At 63.2% G+C, this 15,689-nt stretch carries 12 protein-coding genes; 3 read left to right on the top strand and 9 right to left on the bottom strand.

Features of this window, described 5'->3' with window-relative positions; all coding sequences use genetic code 11:
• Nucleotides 1–97: 97 nt before the first annotated feature.
• From NKI66_RS11025 to NKI66_RS11005, 5 genes are all read right to left on the bottom strand, one after another.
• Nucleotides 98–1,270 (bottom strand): iron-containing alcohol dehydrogenase, encoded by a 1,173-nt coding sequence (locus NKI66_RS11025; RefSeq protein WP_352440920.1) that lies wholly within the window; start codon nt 1,268–1,270, stop codon nt 98–100.
• Nucleotides 1,271–1,287: 17 nt separating this feature from the next.
• Complete coding sequence (locus tag NKI66_RS11020) at nt 1,288–2,676, bottom strand: aldehyde dehydrogenase family protein (RefSeq protein ID WP_023810101.1); 1,389 nt, start codon at nt 2,674–2,676, stop codon at nt 1,288–1,290.
• 191 nt (nt 2,677–2,867) lie between these two features.
• A complete protein-coding gene (locus tag NKI66_RS11015) occupies nt 2,868–4,238 on the bottom strand; it encodes a glutamine synthetase family protein (protein ID WP_023810102.1) in 1,371 nt (456 codons plus the stop codon).
• 87 nt (nt 4,239–4,325) lie between these two features.
• Nucleotides 4,326–5,888, bottom strand: a complete 1,563-nt coding sequence (locus tag NKI66_RS11010) for an amino acid permease (protein ID WP_023810103.1) — start codon at nt 5,886–5,888, stop codon at nt 4,326–4,328.
• An 18-nt stretch (nt 5,889–5,906) separates the two neighbouring features.
• Nucleotides 5,907–6,725, bottom strand: coding sequence for an N-formylglutamate amidohydrolase (locus tag NKI66_RS11005; RefSeq protein ID WP_023810104.1), 819 nt, complete (start codon nt 6,723–6,725; stop codon nt 5,907–5,909).
• Between the two features lie 144 nt (nt 6,726–6,869).
• Between NKI66_RS11005 and NKI66_RS11000 the strand changes: the two genes are divergently transcribed.
• The 3 genes from NKI66_RS11000 (at nt 6,870) to NKI66_RS10990 (ending at nt 12,181) form a co-directional block, all read left to right on the top strand.
• Nucleotides 6,870–7,697 (top strand): MurR/RpiR family transcriptional regulator, encoded by an 828-nt coding sequence (locus NKI66_RS11000; RefSeq protein WP_023810105.1) that lies wholly within the window; start codon nt 6,870–6,872, stop codon nt 7,695–7,697.
• Between the two features lie 192 nt (nt 7,698–7,889).
• A complete protein-coding gene (locus NKI66_RS10995) occupies nt 7,890–9,053 on the top strand; it encodes an efflux RND transporter periplasmic adaptor subunit (RefSeq protein WP_023810106.1) in 1,164 nt (387 codons plus the stop codon).
• The gene (locus tag NKI66_RS10990) at nt 9,050–12,181 is read left to right on the top strand and encodes an efflux RND transporter permease subunit (RefSeq protein ID WP_023810107.1); all 3,132 of its coding nucleotides are present in this window, start codon (nt 9,050–9,052) and stop codon (nt 12,179–12,181) included. The genes NKI66_RS10995 and NKI66_RS10990 overlap by 4 nt, the downstream gene beginning before the upstream one ends.
• Nucleotides 12,182–12,242: 61 nt before the next feature.
• Here NKI66_RS10990 and NKI66_RS10985 read toward each other — a convergent pair whose 3' ends face one another.
• From NKI66_RS10985 to NKI66_RS10970, 4 genes are read right to left on the bottom strand one after another with little or no spacing between them, the layout of a single operon-like run.
• Nucleotides 12,243–12,653, bottom strand: coding sequence for a GtrA family protein (locus NKI66_RS10985; protein WP_023810108.1), 411 nt, complete (start codon nt 12,651–12,653; stop codon nt 12,243–12,245).
• Nucleotides 12,650–13,459 carry a ChbG/HpnK family deacetylase gene (locus NKI66_RS10980; protein ID WP_023810109.1) on the bottom strand — a complete coding sequence of 270 codons (810 nt, stop codon included), beginning with the start codon at nt 13,457–13,459 and terminating at the stop codon, nt 12,650–12,652. The genes NKI66_RS10985 and NKI66_RS10980 overlap by 4 nt, the downstream gene beginning before the upstream one ends.
• Entirely contained in the window at nt 13,456–14,445 is a 990-nt protein-coding gene (locus tag NKI66_RS10975) for a glycosyltransferase (protein WP_023810110.1), read from the bottom strand. The genes NKI66_RS10980 and NKI66_RS10975 overlap by 4 nt, the downstream gene beginning before the upstream one ends.
• On the bottom strand, nt 14,438–15,601 hold the full coding sequence (locus tag NKI66_RS10970; protein ID WP_023810111.1) for a glycosyltransferase 87 family protein: 1,164 nt from the start codon (nt 15,599–15,601) through the stop codon (nt 14,438–14,440). The genes NKI66_RS10975 and NKI66_RS10970 overlap by 8 nt, the downstream gene beginning before the upstream one ends.
• Nucleotides 15,602–15,689: the final 88 nt, after the last annotated feature.

Raw genomic sequence — 15,689 nt, 5'->3', positions numbered from 1 at the left:
GATTCTTTTTCCGGCTAACTAATTTCTGCCTTGCCCGTCATCCTCCCCCTTTGTTTTCATAGCCCCTTTTCAGATCACTTTGCGTGCGGAAAACGCCTCAGACCGTGCCGGCGATGGCGTTTTCGAGCAACGTCAGCGCCGCCTTTTTGGTCAGCTTGACCGGGTTGCCGCCGGCAGTCGGATCGACCACCGCCATGTCGGCGATCAGCGTCTTACGCTTCTTGTCCATGTCGAGCCCCTTGATAAGGCCGGGCAGTGCATGCGGCACCTTCAGTTCCTTGCGAAGCTTGATGATGGCTTTGGCGAAGCCGTCGAAGCCGCCCTTGATGCCGCAATAGGCGGCGAGCCGGCCAATACGCTCCTCGATGGAGTCCCGGTTGAAGGCCAGAACATAGGGCATGAACACCGCGTTGGTCATACCGTGATGGGTGTCGTAGAGCGCGCCGACAGGGTGCGAAAGCGAATGGATGGCACCGAGCCCTTTCTGGAAGGCGGTGGCGCCCATGGCAGCGGCGCTCATCATATGGGCGCGCGCAACGAGATCCCTGCCGTTGGCATAGGCCTTGGGCAGGTTCTCGAAGACCAGCCGGACACCTTCGACAGCAATGCCGTCGGCCATCGGATGGTAGCCGGGCGCGCAATAGGCTTCGAGGCAATGGGCCAGCGCATCCATGCCGGTACCGGCGGTGATGAAGCCCGGCATGCCGACCGAAAGCTCCGGATCGGCAATGACGATAGCCGGCAACAATTTGGGATGGAAGATGACCTTCTTGGTGTGCGTGGCCTCATTGGTGATGACGCCGGCGCGGCCAACCTCCGATCCGGTCCCGGCGGTGGTCGGCACGGCGATGATCGGCGCGATGGCATCCGAGTTGGCGCGCGTCCACCAGTCGTCGACATCCTCGAAATCCCACACCGGCCGCGTCTGCCCGGCCTGGAAGGCGATCAGCTTGCCAAGATCGAGCGCCGAGCCGCCGCCGAAGGCGATGACGCCGTCATGCTTGCCCTTCTTGAACACGGCGATGCCGGCGGTCAGGTTGGATTCGACCGGGTTCGGCCTGACCTCGGAGAAAACGCCGTAAGGGACCTTCGCATCGTCGAGGATCTTCAAGGTCGAGGCGACGACCGGCAGTTTCGCCAGGCCCGGATCGGTGACGAACAACGGCCGCTTGATGCCGGTGGCCGTCAATACCTCGGGCAATTCCTTGATGCGACCGGCGCCGAAGCGGACGGTGGTGGGATAGTTCCATTTGGAGATCAGCTTGGACATTTTTGTCTTTCAATAAATCAGATGGCTTCGCGCAGATGGAAAGATTTCGGCCGGGTCAGATTATCGTAGCCGATGGCCGACAAGCCCGCACCCTTGCCGGTGTCCTTGACGCCGGTCCAGACCAAGGCCGGGTCAAGATAGTCGCAGCGGTTCATGAACACCGTGCCGGTTTCGACGCGGTTGCCGATCGCCACCGCATGCTCGGTATCGCGCGTCCAGATCGAAGCGGTCAGCCCGTAGGGGCTGTCGTTCATCAGCGCGATCGCCTCTTCGTCGTTGCGCACCTTCATGATGCCGACGATCGGGCCAAAGCTTTCCTCACGCATGACGCTCATCTGATGGTCGACTTCTGTCAGCACTTCCGGCGCCAGATAGGGCGAACCCGCCTTGTCGTTAGCCACCTTCATATTGATGTGCGCCTTGGCACCCTTGCGCAGCGCTTCGGCCTTCTGTTCGCGGATCAGGTCGGCGAAGCGCGCCTGCGCCATCGGTCCCATCGTCGTCGCCTGGTCGAGCGGGTTGCCGACGACATAGTTCTTGGTCTCGGCGATGAAGCCTTCGACGAATTCGTCATAGACCTTCTCGTGCACGTAGACACGTTCGATGCCGCAGCAGCACTGGCCGGAATTGTAGAAGGCGCCGTCGACCAGATTGGCGACCGCATGGTCCATCTTGGCGTCGGGCAGCACATAGGCCGGATCCTTGCCGCCAAGTTCGAGGCCGAGCGTCATGAAGGTCCCGGCCGCGGCCTTTTCGATGGCACGGCCGCCGCCGACCGAACCGGTGAAATTGACATGGTCGATCTTGCCCGAGCCGAGCAGTTTCTCGGTCTGGGCATGGTTGAGCACGACATTCTGGAATACGCCCTTGGGCAGGCCCGCTTTGTCGAAAGCCTGCTGAAAGCGCTCGCCGACCAGCAGCGTCTGCGCCGCATGCTTGAGGACCACGGTGTTGCCGGCCATCAGCGCCGGCACGATGGTGTTGACGGCGGTGAGGTAGGGATAGTTCCACGGCGCGATCACCATGACCACGCCAAGCGGATCCTTCTTCACATAGCGACGGAAGCCGTCCTTCGGGTTGGAGGCCGGCACCGCCTTGAGCGCCGCCTCGGCGATCTCGACCATGTAGGTGGTGCGCTCCTTGACACCACCGAACTCGCCGCCATAACGCACCGGGCGCCCCATCTGCCAGGCGATCTCCGGCACGATCTCGTCGGTCATCGCGACCAGCGCTTCCAGCATGGCCAGCATAAACTTGCCGCGCTCGACGATCGGCGTCTCAGCCCACTTCTCCTGCGCCGCCTTGGCACGCTCGACCGCGGCGTTGATCGCTTGGTCGGTCGCGATCGGCCGCTCGGCATAGATCGAGCCATCGATGGGGGATATGAGTTTGACCGTTTCGGTCATTTTGGAAGTCCTCGCATTCTACAACAAAGTCTTGTGGGCTGACGCTGCCCCTAATCCGCCTGCCGGCACCCCTCCCCGCATAGTGACGGGGAGAAGGATGGAGCTCCAGCGTCTTCGCCTCCTCTCCGTCTTCTTCACACGGAGAGGAAGGGTAAGGGACGGCGCCGACGGCGCCGACGAACAGTCGATAACTAGTACCGCTCGAACCCTCTGTGCAGTTCCCAATCTGTAATGCGGCGGTCGTATTCGAACTGCTCCCACTTTGCGGTGTGGACATAGTGTTCGAGCACATCCTCGCCGAGCGCCTGCTTGAGCATCTTCGACTTCGCCAGCGTGTCGGTGGCATCGCGCAGCGTCTTCGGGATCTCCGGCAGGCGAGATGCCTGATAGGCATCGCCGACGAACGGCTTCTGCAATTCCAGCTTTTCGTGGATGCCGGCAAGGCCGGCGGCGATCAGCGCTGCGAACGCAAGATACGGATTCAGATCGGCGCCGCCGATGCGGCATTCCATGCGGATGCCCTTGGTGCCCTCGCCGCACAGGCGGAAGCCGGCGGTACGGTTGTCCTCGCTCCACATGATCTTAGTCGGCGCGAAGGTGCCGGCCTGGAAGCGCTTGTAGGAGTTGATATAGGGCGCCAGGAACCAGGTGAATTCCTTGGCGTATTTGAGCTGGCCGGCGGCCCATTGCTGGCCAAGCGTCGACAGCGTCCAGTCGGCCGTCTTGTCGAAGAACAGCGGTGTCTTGCCGTCGGCGCTCCACAGCGAATTGTGGATGTGGCTGGAATTGCCGGCGAGCCCGTAATTATACTTGGACATGAACGAAATCGCCTTGCCCTCGGACTCGGCGATTTCCTTGGCGCCGTTCTTCAGGATGACGTGGCGGTCGGCCATGTCGAGCGCCTCGGCATAGCGCACATTGATCTCTTCCTGGCCCGGACCCCACTCGCCCTTGGAATTTTCGATCGGGATGCCGGCCGCTTCCATCTCATTGCGAAGCCGGCGCATGACGCCTTCTTCCTTGGTGGTGATGCCGATCTGGTAGTCGCCGATATAGGGCGATGCGGTGTCGAGACCCTGCCAGTGCTTCTTTCGGGCAGAATCGTATGTCTCGTTGAACAGATAGAATTCGAGCTCGGAAGCGAAATAGCCGATATAGCCGCGCTCGCTCAGCCGCTTGACCTGCTTCTTGAGGATGGCGCGCGGCGAGTGCGGCAGGTCATCATGGGTGTGGTGGTCGAGCACGTCGCAGATCACGAGTGCGGTCTTTTCCAGCCAGGGAATGCGCCGCAGCGTGGCGAGATCCGGCTTCATGACGAAATCGCCATAGCCCTTCGACCAGCTCGCGGCCTTGTAGCCCGGCACCGGTTCCATATCGATGTCGGCCGCCAGCAGATAGTTGCAGCCATGCGTTTCGTCATGCGCGGAATCGATGAAGTACTGCGCCAGGAAGCGTTTTCCCGCCAACCGTCCCTGCATGTCGACGATGCAGGCCAGCACGGTGTCGATCTCACCGCTGGAGACCGCTTTCTTCAACTGATCGAACGAGAAATTTCCGGCCATTCCTTTGGCACTCCAGCACTTGTCGATTGAAAGGGATAAACGTAGCCATGGCCGGCGCGAGGCCGGCCATGGCCATATAGGGCGATATCAGGCGCCAGCTTCGCCGATAGCCACCTCGGCTGCCCTGATCGCGGCCTGGCGTTTGGCAATCTGGTCACCGATCGGCGGACCCTGGAAGCGGCGATTCTCGAAACCGAACCAAAGCACGGCGGTCAGCAAGATGAAGCCTATGGTGATGTAAAGCACCTTGTCGTTCGGCGGCTGGATGGCGATGTAGAAGATGATCACCATGCCGACAATCGACAGCGCACAGAAGAGCTTGAACAGTCCGGCGCCCAGGTTCCACGGGCCAGGATTGGGCCACTTGGCCGTGCCGAATGCGACCATGCCGAGTGCGATCGGGATGGTGAACGACAGGAACAGGAACACCAGCGTCGAATTGACGACGATGGTGTAGATGTTGGTGCCGCCGATCGAAATAAACTGGGCAAGGAACACATAAAGTATCTCGAGGATCGCGGCCGTCCAGATCGCATTGACCGGCGTGCGCCAGGTCGGGTTGACCTTGGCGAGAGCCGCGGAGCCAACAGGCATGCCGCCGTCGCGAGAGAAGGCGAACAGCATGCGCGAAGCCGAGGTCACGGTGGCGAGGCCGCAGAGGAATTGCGAGATCAGGATTGCAAAATAAAGCAGTTCCTTCAGCCACACCGGCAGGATTGCATCCATTGTCGAGAAGAATACGCTCCATCCCTGCTTGGCGCCGGCAGCCAGGTCCGGGATCGCGAGAACGATTGCGCACAGCATCACCCAGCCGATCAGCGACGACCACAGCACCGACGAAACGATCGCCCGCGGGACGGAGTGTGCTGCCTTGACGGTCTCCTCGGAGGTGTGGGCCGAGGCGTCATAGCCGGTGATGGTATAGACGGGCAGAAGCAGGCAGAGCAGGAACAGGTAGCTCATGGAGTCGGTTTGCGGAAAAACACCGCCGCCCGCATCGCCTGAATAGTTGGTGAACGTCCACAGCCGGCTGATGTCGATTGCCGGTGCGAACACCAGGCAGGCCACGATCAGCACTGCTGTTGCGCCCAGGATAAGAAAGCCCGAAGCATCGGTGAGCATTGCCGTCAGTTTGATGCCGAAATGGTTGAACAGCGCCTGCAGCACGGTGATGAAGGCGACGAACCCGACGATTTCGCCCGGCGTGCCGGTGATGCCAAACCAGCTTCCGAACGTTCCAACGAAGAAGAAAGCGGTGCCGATGTTGATGGCGCCGAGCACGGTGATCAGGCCGAACAGGTTTAGCCAGGCCGTCAGCCAGCCGGTGAAGCGGTTGCCGAGGATCGACGACCAGTGATAGAGGCCGCCGGCGGTCGGAAATGCCGAGGCGATCTGCGCCATGGCAAGGGCGAAGAAGCCCGACACGCAGCAGCCGACGATCCAGCCGATGCCCGCACCTGCGCCGCCGATCGACGATGTGGCTTGCGCGAAGGAGTTGATGCCGCCCGAAAGGATGCAGATGATCGAGAACGATATCGCGAAATTCGAGAAGCGGCTCATGCTTCGCGACAGTTCCTGGGCATAGCCCATGCCATGGAGAACCTTCAGGTCCTCCTTCTTGTCAACGTCCGTATAATCCGGTCCTGCCATTTTCATTCCCCTGTGGTTCTAATTGGCCGATTGAACTGACTTTCCGACTGAATGCGATCTGGAATATCCGGCCTCCTCTGGCTCCAGATCCGAAAAAATGCCCGTGAGCAGATCCGCCCATTTCCGCTGCCCGGTCTCGCCGGCGATTTCGTCGTTGCGGATTTCGATCATCGCGCAGGGCAGGCCGCGCGAGCGCGCATGCCGTTCCAGCGTGAAATAGACGCGGTCATCAGGCGAATAAGGCTCGTTGACGCCGACGGTGACGCCGGCAAGCCGCTTCAGCGCCGATATCAGCGGCGCCGCCAGCCGGCGATCCTCGTCGTGGATGATGCCGATATGCCAGGGCCGGCTCATGGACTTGTAGACCGGCGTGAAGGAGTGGACCGAAACCAGCCGGGTTTGCTGACCCTGTGACAGCCTGTTGTCGATGATACCGGCAATCGTGTTGTGGAACGGCTGCCATGACAGGGCAACACGCGCCGCCCGCTCGCTCTCCGACAGGCCGGCATTGCCCGGTATGGCCGTTGTCTCACTGACCGGCGGTACCAGGTCGGGCGCGTCGAGTGGCCGGTTGCAGTCGATGACAAGGCGAGAAATACGAGTTTCCACCAGCGTCGCGTCGAGCGCCTGCGCCATGCGGCGGGCAACCGGCAGCGCGCCGGGATCCCAGGCGATGTGACGGGACAGGTCCTCGGCGGCAAGGCCGAGCGTACCGAATTCGGCCGGCAGGAAGTTCGAGGCGTGATCGCAAGTCAGCACGAAAGGGCTCGATCCGCCGGGGTTCGTCACCCTTACGGTATCAGACGATGCAAGGCTGGCGGGCCGTGCTTTCTCCATACTGTGCCGTCCCCGGGGAGCGCTGTATCGTATGTTACGTATTTTGCCTCATTGCGTCCCTGTGGATGATTTCATACAGTTTGTCCGGCTTTGTCAAATGCGATCTCGGAAAAGGCCTTCGGCCGGGCCAGGGGTGGGGAAAACATGATTTCCAGCATTGCCGAACTGATCGCCGATCGCCTCGGCACGATGCCGGCCGGCGAACGGCGCGCGGCCCAGACACTGATCGCCAACTATCCGATGATCGGCCTGAAAACGGTCGCTGAATTCTCGGCCGCGGCGGGCGTCTCCTCGCCGACGATCCTGCGTTTCGTCGCCCGGCTGGGTTTTCAGAACTATCCGGAATTCCAGTCGAGCCTGCAGGACGAACTGGCGGCGCAACTGCAATCGCCGGCGACAAGGACGCTCAATCCGCCCTCGCCTGGTGGTGGGACGGTGTCGCCGATGCTGGAAGCGACGCTCGACAACATGCGCGAGACGTTCAGACACCTGTCCGACAGGCAGCTTGCCGACATCGCCGCCCGGCTAGCGGACCGGCGCGGCAAGACCTTCCTGATCGGCGGCCGCTTCACCGATCCGCTGGCGCGCTACATGGCCGCCCACCTCGCTGTCATCCAGCCGGATGTCTTTCACCTCGCCGGGCAGGAGAGCATGTGGCGCGACCGATTGATCGACATGGGCAAGCGCGACGTGCTGGTGATCTTCGACATCAGGCGCTACCAGGACAGCCTCGTCCGCTTCGCCGAAAAGGCGCATCAGCGTGGCGTCCAGATCGTGCTGTTCACCGACCAGTGGCTGTCGCCGATCGCCCGCTTTGCTCGTCATGTTATCGCCGGACGAACCGCGGTGCCGTCGGCATGGGACTCTTCGGCTGCCCTTTTCGTCGTCGCCGAAACGCTGATCGGCGCCGTCACCAGGCAACTGGAAGCAGAAGGCGCCAAACGCATTCGCGAGATGGAAAGTCTGCGTTAGTGCCTGTGTGATGATCCAAAGCGTTATGCATATTTTCTCAACGTTACATATATTTAATGTGCGCAGCCCCCGGAGAATTGTCATAAAGACGCGATATCGAGGCGGCTTCTTTGCCTTACAATAGCCTCGCTGCGTCTGCTTCATTTCGGGAAACCGGTAGACGGAAGGATTGTTTTACCAACCGGAGTGCCGATGGCCGCCTGGAAACAGATACTTTTTGCACTTGTGGTGCTGGTGGTGGCGGCAGCCGCCTGGCTGCGCTTTTATCCCGGCGCGCCGGACGTGCTGGCACGCTGGGGCATCGACTGGGCCTCCGCGGCAACGCCCCCGGCTGAGACCGGCGCCGCCAACGCGAAGCAGTCAAACGGCCGCAATAGCGGCAACCAGCGGGTGAACGTGGTCGCCCTTGCGGCCACTTCGGCTGTTATCAACGACCGCCTGCAGGCAATCGGCACCGGCCGTGCCAACGCCTCGGTGGCCGTCAATCCCTACAGCTCCGGCCGCCTCGCCGAACTGCTGGTCGAATCCGGCAGCCATGTCGATAAGGGACAGATTCTCGCCACCCTGGATTCCGAGACCGAAGTGATCTCTCAGGACCGCGCCAAGCTCGCCTTGCAGGATGCGCAGGCCAAACTCGACCGTGTCAGGTCGCTTCGTGCCTCCAATGCCGCGACACCAGTCGCAGTGGCTGACGCCGAGGTGGTGCTGGCGGGCGCCAAGCTGGCGCTTCAGGATGCGGAACTCGCACTGCAGCGCCGGTCGATTCTGGCGCCGATCGCCGGCACCGTCGGCATCCTGCCGATCTCGGCCGGCAATTATGTCACCAACCAGTCGGCCATCGCCACGCTCGACGACCGGTCCTCGATCCTGGTCGACTTCCTGGTGCCCGAGCGCTTCGCTGCCGCCGTCAAGATCGGTGCACAATTGACGGCGACGCCGATCGCCAATCCCAGCAATGCTTATAGCGGCACCGTTTCGGCCATTGACAACCACATCGATGAAAAGAGCCGCACCCTGCTGGTCAAGGCCAAGATCGCCAACCCGGCGGATTCACTGCGCGCCGGCATGTCGTTCGGCATCACCATGAAATTTCCGGGGCAAACCTATCCGGCCGTCAGCCCGCTGGCGATCCTGTGGGGGGCGGACGGCGCCTATGTCTGGCAGATCGAGGACGGCAAGGCCAGGCGGGTCCCGGTGCGCATCGTACAGCGCAACACCGAGACCGTGCTGATCGACGCCGAGATCGACAATGGCGACATGGTGGTCACAGAAGGCACCCAGAGCGTCAGCGAGGGCGGCGCGGTCCGCCTCGCCGGCGAAGAGCAGCGCGCCGCGGACGCCGCCGCAGGCACATGACCAGCCCCGCCAACACTGCCAGCGAGACCGGCTTCACCGCCCTGTTCATCCGCAGGCCGGTGATGGCCTTCGTGCTGAACACACTGATTGCGGTCGCCGGCCTGGCCGCCTTCTACGGCGTCGAGATCCGCGAACTGCCGGACGTCGATCGCGCGGTGGTCACCGTTTCCACCACCTTCGAGGGCGCGGCGGCCGAGACCGTCGATCGCGAACTGACCGACACCATCGAGGGCGCCGTCGCCCGCGTCTCCGGCGTCAAGTCGATCTCGTCGTCTTCCTCATTCGGCTCGAGCCGCGTCACCATCGAGTTCAACGATGGCGTCGATCTGAATGTCGCCGCCTCGGACGTGCGTGATGCCGTCGGCCGCGTCGCCAACCAGATGCCGGACACCGCCGATCCGCCGCGCATCGTCAAGGCCGACGCCAATTCCGACGCGGTGATGCGACTGGCGGTGACCTCGGACAACATGTCGATCCAGGACATGACCGTGGTGGTCCAGGACCAGATCGAGGACGAGCTGGCCGCCGTGCCCGGCGTTGCCGACGTTCAGGTCTATGGCGACCGCGACAAGATCTTCCGCATCGATGTCGACCAGAACAAGCTGGCCAGCCTCGGCTTCACGGTCGCCGACCTCAGGGCCGCCCTTGCCTCGGTCGCCTTCGATTCCCCCGCCGGTTCGATCACCACGACCAACCAGGACCTGATCGTCCGCACGACTGCCGACGTGACCACGCCTGAAGAGTTCGAAAACATAATTGTCGGCGGCACGACGCGCATCCGCGATGTCGCCACCGTCACGCTCGGCCCCGACGTCGGCCAGACCACGTTGCGCTCGGACGGCAAGACCGGCATCGGCATCGGCATCATCCGCCAGGCGGAATCGAACACGCTGGACATCTCGACCGGCGTCCAGGCCGCCGTCGCCAAGCTGCAGGAAAACCTGCCCGAGGGCATGTCGATCAAGATCACCAGCGACGACGCTGTCTTCGTCAAGGGGGCGGTGCACGAGGTCGAGATCGCGCTCGGCCTGTCCGTCACCATGGTGCTGATCGTCATCTACATGTTTCTCCTCGACTGGCGTGCGACGCTGATCCCCGGCCTGTCGATGCCGGTCGCCATGATCGGCACCATCGCCGCCATCTATCTGGCCGGCTTCTCGGTCAACATCCTGACCCTGCTCGCGCTGGTGCTGGCGACCGGTCTGGTCGTCGACGACGCCATCGTCGTGCTCGAAAACATCGTGCGACGACGCAACGAAGGCATGGGGCCGCGCGCCGCCGCCGTGCTCGGCGCGCAGGAGGTGTTCTTCGCCGTCATCGCCACCACCTTGACGCTGGTCGCCGTCTTCGTGCCGATCTCGTTCCTGCCCGGCCAGACCGGCGGCTTGTTCCGCGAATTCGGCTTCGTGCTTGCCATGTCGGTGCTCTTGTCCTGCGTGGTGGCGCTGACGCTGTGCCCAATGCTCGCCTCGCGCATGCTGACCAGCGCATCGCTCCACCACGAAGGTGGCCATGGCATCGGCGCCCGCATCGGCGGCGCGCTCAATACGGCCTACAAGCGCAGCCTGCACGCCTGCCTCGACGCGCCATGGATCGTGCTTCTGGTCGCGGTGCTGTTCGCCGGCACCGCCTTCACGCTGTTCGGCACCATCCGCCAGGAGCTGACGCCGACCGAGGACCGCGCCGCCGTGCTTCTGCGCATCAGCGCCCCGCAAGGCGTCAGCCTCGACTACACAACGCAGCAGATGCAGAAGATCGAGAGACTGATCCAGCCGATGCGCGATTCCGGCGAGATCCGCAGCACTTTCGAAAATGCCGGCCAGAACGGCTCCTACAACTCCGGCTTCATGGTGATGACGCTGGCGCCGTGGAACGAGCGCAGCCGCAGCCAGCAGGAGATCATGGCCGAGATCAGCCAGCTGACCAGGCAGGTGCCGAGCGTGCGCATCTTCCCGGTGCAGCCCAACAGCCTCGGTATCCGTGGCGCCGGCAACGGCCTGCAGTTCGCGCTGGTCGGCAACGACCGCAAGGCACTCGGCGATGCCGCCGTGAAGATCATCGCCGAGATGCAGAAGGACCCGCGCTTCCAGACACCGCGCCTGTCGATCGACCCGACGCAGCCGCAGCTAGCCGTGGCCATCGACCGCGAGCGCGCCTCCGACCTCGGCATCGACATATCAGGACTGGCCAACACCTTGCAGGCCATGCTCGACGGCAACGACGTCGTCGACGTCTACATCGCCGACCGCAGCTACGGCGTGAAGCTGGTCTCGACCACCAATCCGATCAACGATCCGACGGATCTGGAAAACATCTTCCTGAAAACAGCCGACGGACGTTTCGTGCCGATGTCGACCATCGCCACGCTGACCGAACGCGCCGTGCCACCGTCGCTGTCGCGCGAACAGCAGCAGCCCTCTGTGGCGATCACCTCCAACCTCAGCGGCGACTTCGCGCTTGGCGACGCGCTCACCCGCGCCGAGCAAATCGCCACACCGCTGCTGCCGCCAGGCAGCCGCATCCTGCCCCTGGCCGAGGCGGCGACGCTAGGCGAGACCAACAGCGCCATGGTCACCATTTTCGGCTTCGCGCTGGTCATCATCCTTTTGGTGCTGGCCGCCCAGTTCGAAAGTTTTGTCAGCGCCGTCATCATCATGGCGACGGTGCCGCTCGGGCTGGCCTGTGCGATTTTCGCGCTTCTCCTCTCGGGCACCAGTCTCAACGCCTACAGCCAGATCGGCCTGGTGCTTTTGGTCGGCGTCATGGCCAAGAACGGCATCCTGATCGTCGAATTCGCCAACCAGTTGCGCGACCGCGGGCTTGGCGTGCGCGAGGCGATCGAACAGGCCTCGATCATCCGCGTGCGGCCGGTGATGATGACGATGATCTGCACCGTGCTCGGCGGCCTGCCGCTGGTGCTGGCGAGCGGCGCCGGTGCCGAGGCGCGCGTCGCGCTCGGCTGGGTCATCGTCGGCGGCCTGGGGCTGGCCACCGTCTCGACGCTGTTCCTGACGCCGGTCGCCTATCTCCTGCTTGGCCGCTTCGTCACGCCGAAGACCCACGAGGAAGCCCGGCTGAAGCGCGAGTTGGAGGAAGCCGCCTACACCAATGTGGAGCCGGCAGAATAGAAATTCCAGGAAAGTGTGTAGCGGTTTTTCGTCCGGAATTTCGTAAGAAAAATAATTCCGGCTATCTCAGCAACCGACCTTCGATCGACCAGCGCGCGGCGAGGAAATTCAGCACCGCCGCCACCACGACGCCCCCGATTTTCGCCGGCCACACCCCGATTATGCCGGCGAATAGCGCGATCGAGAGGCTGGAGACACCGAGCGAAATCAGCGCTCCAAGCGTGGCGAAACGAAGGAACGCATCATGCAGCCGGATGGCTCGATTGCGCTCGAACGACCACAAGCCGTTCGCCGCGAAGGAAAAGGTGACGGCGACGAACCAGGCAGCGATGTTGGCCGGCACCGGCGGAACCCCGAGCTTGAGCAGCAGGAAGAAGCTGGCAAGGTCGATGGCCGTGTTCGCCAGTCCGACAATGGCGAAGCGGACGATCTTGCTGCCGGCCGAACGCTGGGGCCGATCGGCTTCGCTCATCTCTTGCCGTCCAAGATCTCGACGCCGGCGCGGGCCAGACCAGCGCCGAATTCGTCCGATGCGAGGGCCGCGAATTCCACCTCGCGCACATCTTGCATGGTGTCGCGCGCGCGCAGCGTCTCGTCGACATGGCCGGGATGGCACATGAACAGCCCTCGCTCCGGCAACCCTTCGACGGCCGCCTGCAGAACCGCAGCGAACTTTTCGGGCTGTCGCCAGTCATAGATGCCGGCGAGCGGCTGGAAAACGATGAAGCCCGCGCGCTGCATCGAGCGGTTGAACCCGGCAGCCAGCGCGGCAATGGCGGCGACTTTCGACCCTGCGGCCAGCGCCGGGGCGCCGCGCAGGGCCGGCCTGTCGGCGCCTTCTGGAAACCGTGTGCGCAGCCATGTGCGCACAACGGGAAGGAAATGCACATGCTGGTGCCCGTCGACGAAATCGGGGCGGCGGCCAAGCGCCTCGACGAAGCGGCCGTACTGGGCGTCAAGCTCGGCATGGACATGGCGGTCGCCGATGCGGCCGCGCAGAACAGGCAAGGCCAGTGCGCGGAGCGGTGGCAGCCGGCCTTCCGGCGCCAAGGCCGACCGGCCGGTGGCGGCCAACTGGTCGGTCAAGGTGAGGTGCAGCCCAACCGCGGCCCGGCCGCACAGCGGTTTTATGCGCTCTGCCTCCTTTGCCCACTCGGGAAAGCCGGTCATGCAGCTGGTGCCGGTCAGGCGCCCCCGATCGAGAAGATCGAGAATCCCGGCGGAAACGCCAGGCGCCAGGCCGTAATCGTCAGCGATCAGGCGAATGCGCCGCGTCATCTGTTCGAAGTGCCCGGCTCCGGCCGGTCGGCGGGGGCCTCGCTGCGCACGACATCGCGCACGAGATAGACCGGCCGATCCTTGCTCTCGCTGAGCGTCACCCAGACATATTCGCCGATCAGGCCAAGCAGGGTCAGGTTGAGGCCGCCGAGCAGAACGACGGCAACCAGCAGGCTGGGGTAGCCCGGAACGGCAATGCCGTAGAAGATCACCTCGAAGAACACCTTGGCGCCATAGAGCGCGCCGGCCATCGCCGCGAGCAGCCCGCTAAGACTGATCAGGCGTAGCGGAATGACGGAGAACGAGGTGAACCCCTCCAGCGAGAAGGCGATGAGGTTGAGCCGGCTCCATTTCGATGTGCCGCTGGCGCGGCCTTCCGGCGAATAGGGCAACGCCTTCTGGCGAAAGCCGGCCCAGGCAAACAGGCCCTTGTTGAAGCGACGCTTGTCACGCAGGCTGGTCAGAGCGCGCGCGACAGCGCCGCGCATGACGCGAAAGTCGCCGGCATTTTCGGGAATATCGAAACGCTGGCTGCTGTTGATCAGGCTGTAGAAAAGCCGTGCAAGCTGGCTGCGCCGCCAGCTCGCCTCGCGGCGGTCGTTCTGGGCAAAGACGACGTCGATGTCCGGATGGTCCACCAGCTCGGCGATCAGCTTCAGGCTGATGTCCAGGGAATGCTGGAGGTCGGCGTCCATGATCAGCACCATGTCGCCGCGCGACTGGTCGAGGCCGGCGAGTACAGCGACTTCCTTGCCGAAATTGCGGCTGAGGCGGACGATCTCCCACGATCCCGTCAGCGCTTGCGAAAATCGTCCAGCGCCATCGTCACCGCTGCCGTCATCGACCAGGATCTTGTGCACGGTCATGCCGAAGCGCTGTGCCACGGCCGCTTCGAGCTCGCCTAGCAGGCGCGCGAAGGCCGATGCCGATGCCGCCTCGTTGAAGAATGGCGCAACGATATCGAGGCTCTGTCGCAACTCAGCCATTCGCGACTCCCGCATTCACCACCTTTTCCCGTGCCTTGGCCCAGAACCACCAGATCAGCGAACCGGCGATGAAAGTGACGGCGACCGGCCGGAACCAGGGGAAGAGGAAATCGTGCACATGGCGCTCGACGCCGCTCAGCCCGGTCACGAACAGCGTCATCGACAGCACCGAGGCGAGGACGCCGCCCCGTTCTTCGCGCCACAACAGGGCGATGGCAAGACCGGCTGGTACCGCGATCATGGCAAAGGTGTTGGGTTCGACGCGCGGGTTGAAGACGCACATGTAGAAGGTGGCCGTCAGGAAGATCGCCAGCGCCGCCTTTCCCTGTTCGAGCCTGCGGTCGAACCAGATGACGGCTGAAAGCGTAAGCAGGGCCATGACCATGCGCACGATCGTTGCGCCGAATTCCGGTATCGGCAGCCCTATCGTGGTGAACGGTGCCGTGAAATCGGTGGACACGAAATGGCTGGTGTTCTCGACGGCCATGGAGGTCAGCATCTGGGCGAAGACACGATACTGATCGTTGAGATAGCCGGCGGGAGCAAAAGCGTAAGGCAGTGCGAGCACGAACAGCACCGCCAGCACCAGCACCGGTATCAACCGAAGCCGAAGGGCTCCTACCAACAACAGCATTATGATCGCGGTCGGCTTGGCGATGATGGCGAGCGAAGCCCAGAAGAACGTCTCCGCCCGTCGTCCTTCCAGCGCCGACAATGTGAGAAGCCAGCAAGCGCCGGTCAAAAGGATCGTCGCCTGGCCGTTGCGGATCGCGCCGAGCGCCATCGGCACAGCGAGGAAGAGGCCGAAAGAAAGCAGCCACATCAACTCGTCACCACCGAGCTTGCGCACCTGCCGCATCGCGGCATAGGTCAGCACCGCAAACCCGAGGGAGTGCCACATCACGCCGCCCAGATGCGGACCGAGCTTGACTATTGGAGTGTAGAGCGCGGCGAAGGCCGGCGCGTAGAGATACCCCATCTCGGATTGGGTGTCGTAGAGTGGCAGACCGGCCAGAAGCGCCTCGCTGCCATCTATATAGGCCTTCCATACCGTCCGCGTGTACGGCGACCACAGGACCATGGCAAGAACGACCAGGAACGCTCCGATCCACAGGCCAAACCCCAAACGGTCGAAAACCGGCTTGGAAATCGTCATCAAGGCACCCCACACAATCCCGGAACAGGCTCAGTCCAGCCTGTCCCGGCATTCGATGGCGGCGGCATATCACGGACGCAGCGGCGTG

Origin of the sequence: Mesorhizobium sp. M0518 (genome assembly GCF_040321125.1) — a bacterium.
In the GTDB taxonomy this organism is placed as follows: Bacteria; Pseudomonadota; Alphaproteobacteria; order Rhizobiales; family Rhizobiaceae; genus Mesorhizobium.
Note: the sequence above shows the minus strand (reverse complement) of the source record. Positions and strands in the feature narration are given on the sequence as shown.

What these genes read in the sequence shown, in the direction of transcription:
- NKI66_RS11020 (WP_023810101.1), bottom strand. Translation starts at nt 2,676, where the DNA reads ATGACCGAAACGGTCAAACTCATATCCCCCATCGATGGCTCGATCTAT.
- NKI66_RS10970 (WP_023810111.1), bottom strand. Translation starts at nt 15,601, where the DNA reads ATGACGATTTCCAAGCCGGTTTTCGACCGTTTGGGGTTTGGCCTGTGG.
- NKI66_RS10995 (WP_023810106.1), top strand. Translation starts at nt 7,890, where the DNA reads ATGGCCGCCTGGAAACAGATACTTTTTGCACTTGTGGTGCTGGTGGTG.
- NKI66_RS10985 (WP_023810108.1), bottom strand. Translation starts at nt 12,653, where the DNA reads ATGAGCGAAGCCGATCGGCCCCAGCGTTCGGCCGGCAGCAAGATCGTC.
- NKI66_RS11015 (WP_023810102.1), bottom strand. Translation starts at nt 4,238, where the DNA reads ATGGCCGGAAATTTCTCGTTCGATCAGTTGAAGAAAGCGGTCTCCAGC.
- NKI66_RS11025 (WP_352440920.1), bottom strand. Translation starts at nt 1,270, where the DNA reads ATGTCCAAGCTGATCTCCAAATGGAACTATCCCACCACCGTCCGCTTC.
- NKI66_RS10975 (WP_023810110.1), bottom strand. Translation starts at nt 14,445, where the DNA reads ATGGCTGAGTTGCGACAGAGCCTCGATATCGTTGCGCCATTCTTCAAC.
- NKI66_RS10980 (WP_023810109.1), bottom strand. Translation starts at nt 13,459, where the DNA reads ATGACGCGGCGCATTCGCCTGATCGCTGACGATTACGGCCTGGCGCCT.
- NKI66_RS11000 (WP_023810105.1), top strand. Translation starts at nt 6,870, where the DNA reads ATGATTTCCAGCATTGCCGAACTGATCGCCGATCGCCTCGGCACGATG.
- NKI66_RS10990 (WP_023810107.1), top strand. Translation starts at nt 9,050, where the DNA reads ATGACCAGCCCCGCCAACACTGCCAGCGAGACCGGCTTCACCGCCCTG.
- NKI66_RS11005 (WP_023810104.1), bottom strand. Translation starts at nt 6,725, where the DNA reads ATGGAGAAAGCACGGCCCGCCAGCCTTGCATCGTCTGATACCGTAAGG.
- NKI66_RS11010 (WP_023810103.1), bottom strand. Translation starts at nt 5,888, where the DNA reads ATGGCAGGACCGGATTATACGGACGTTGACAAGAAGGAGGACCTGAAG.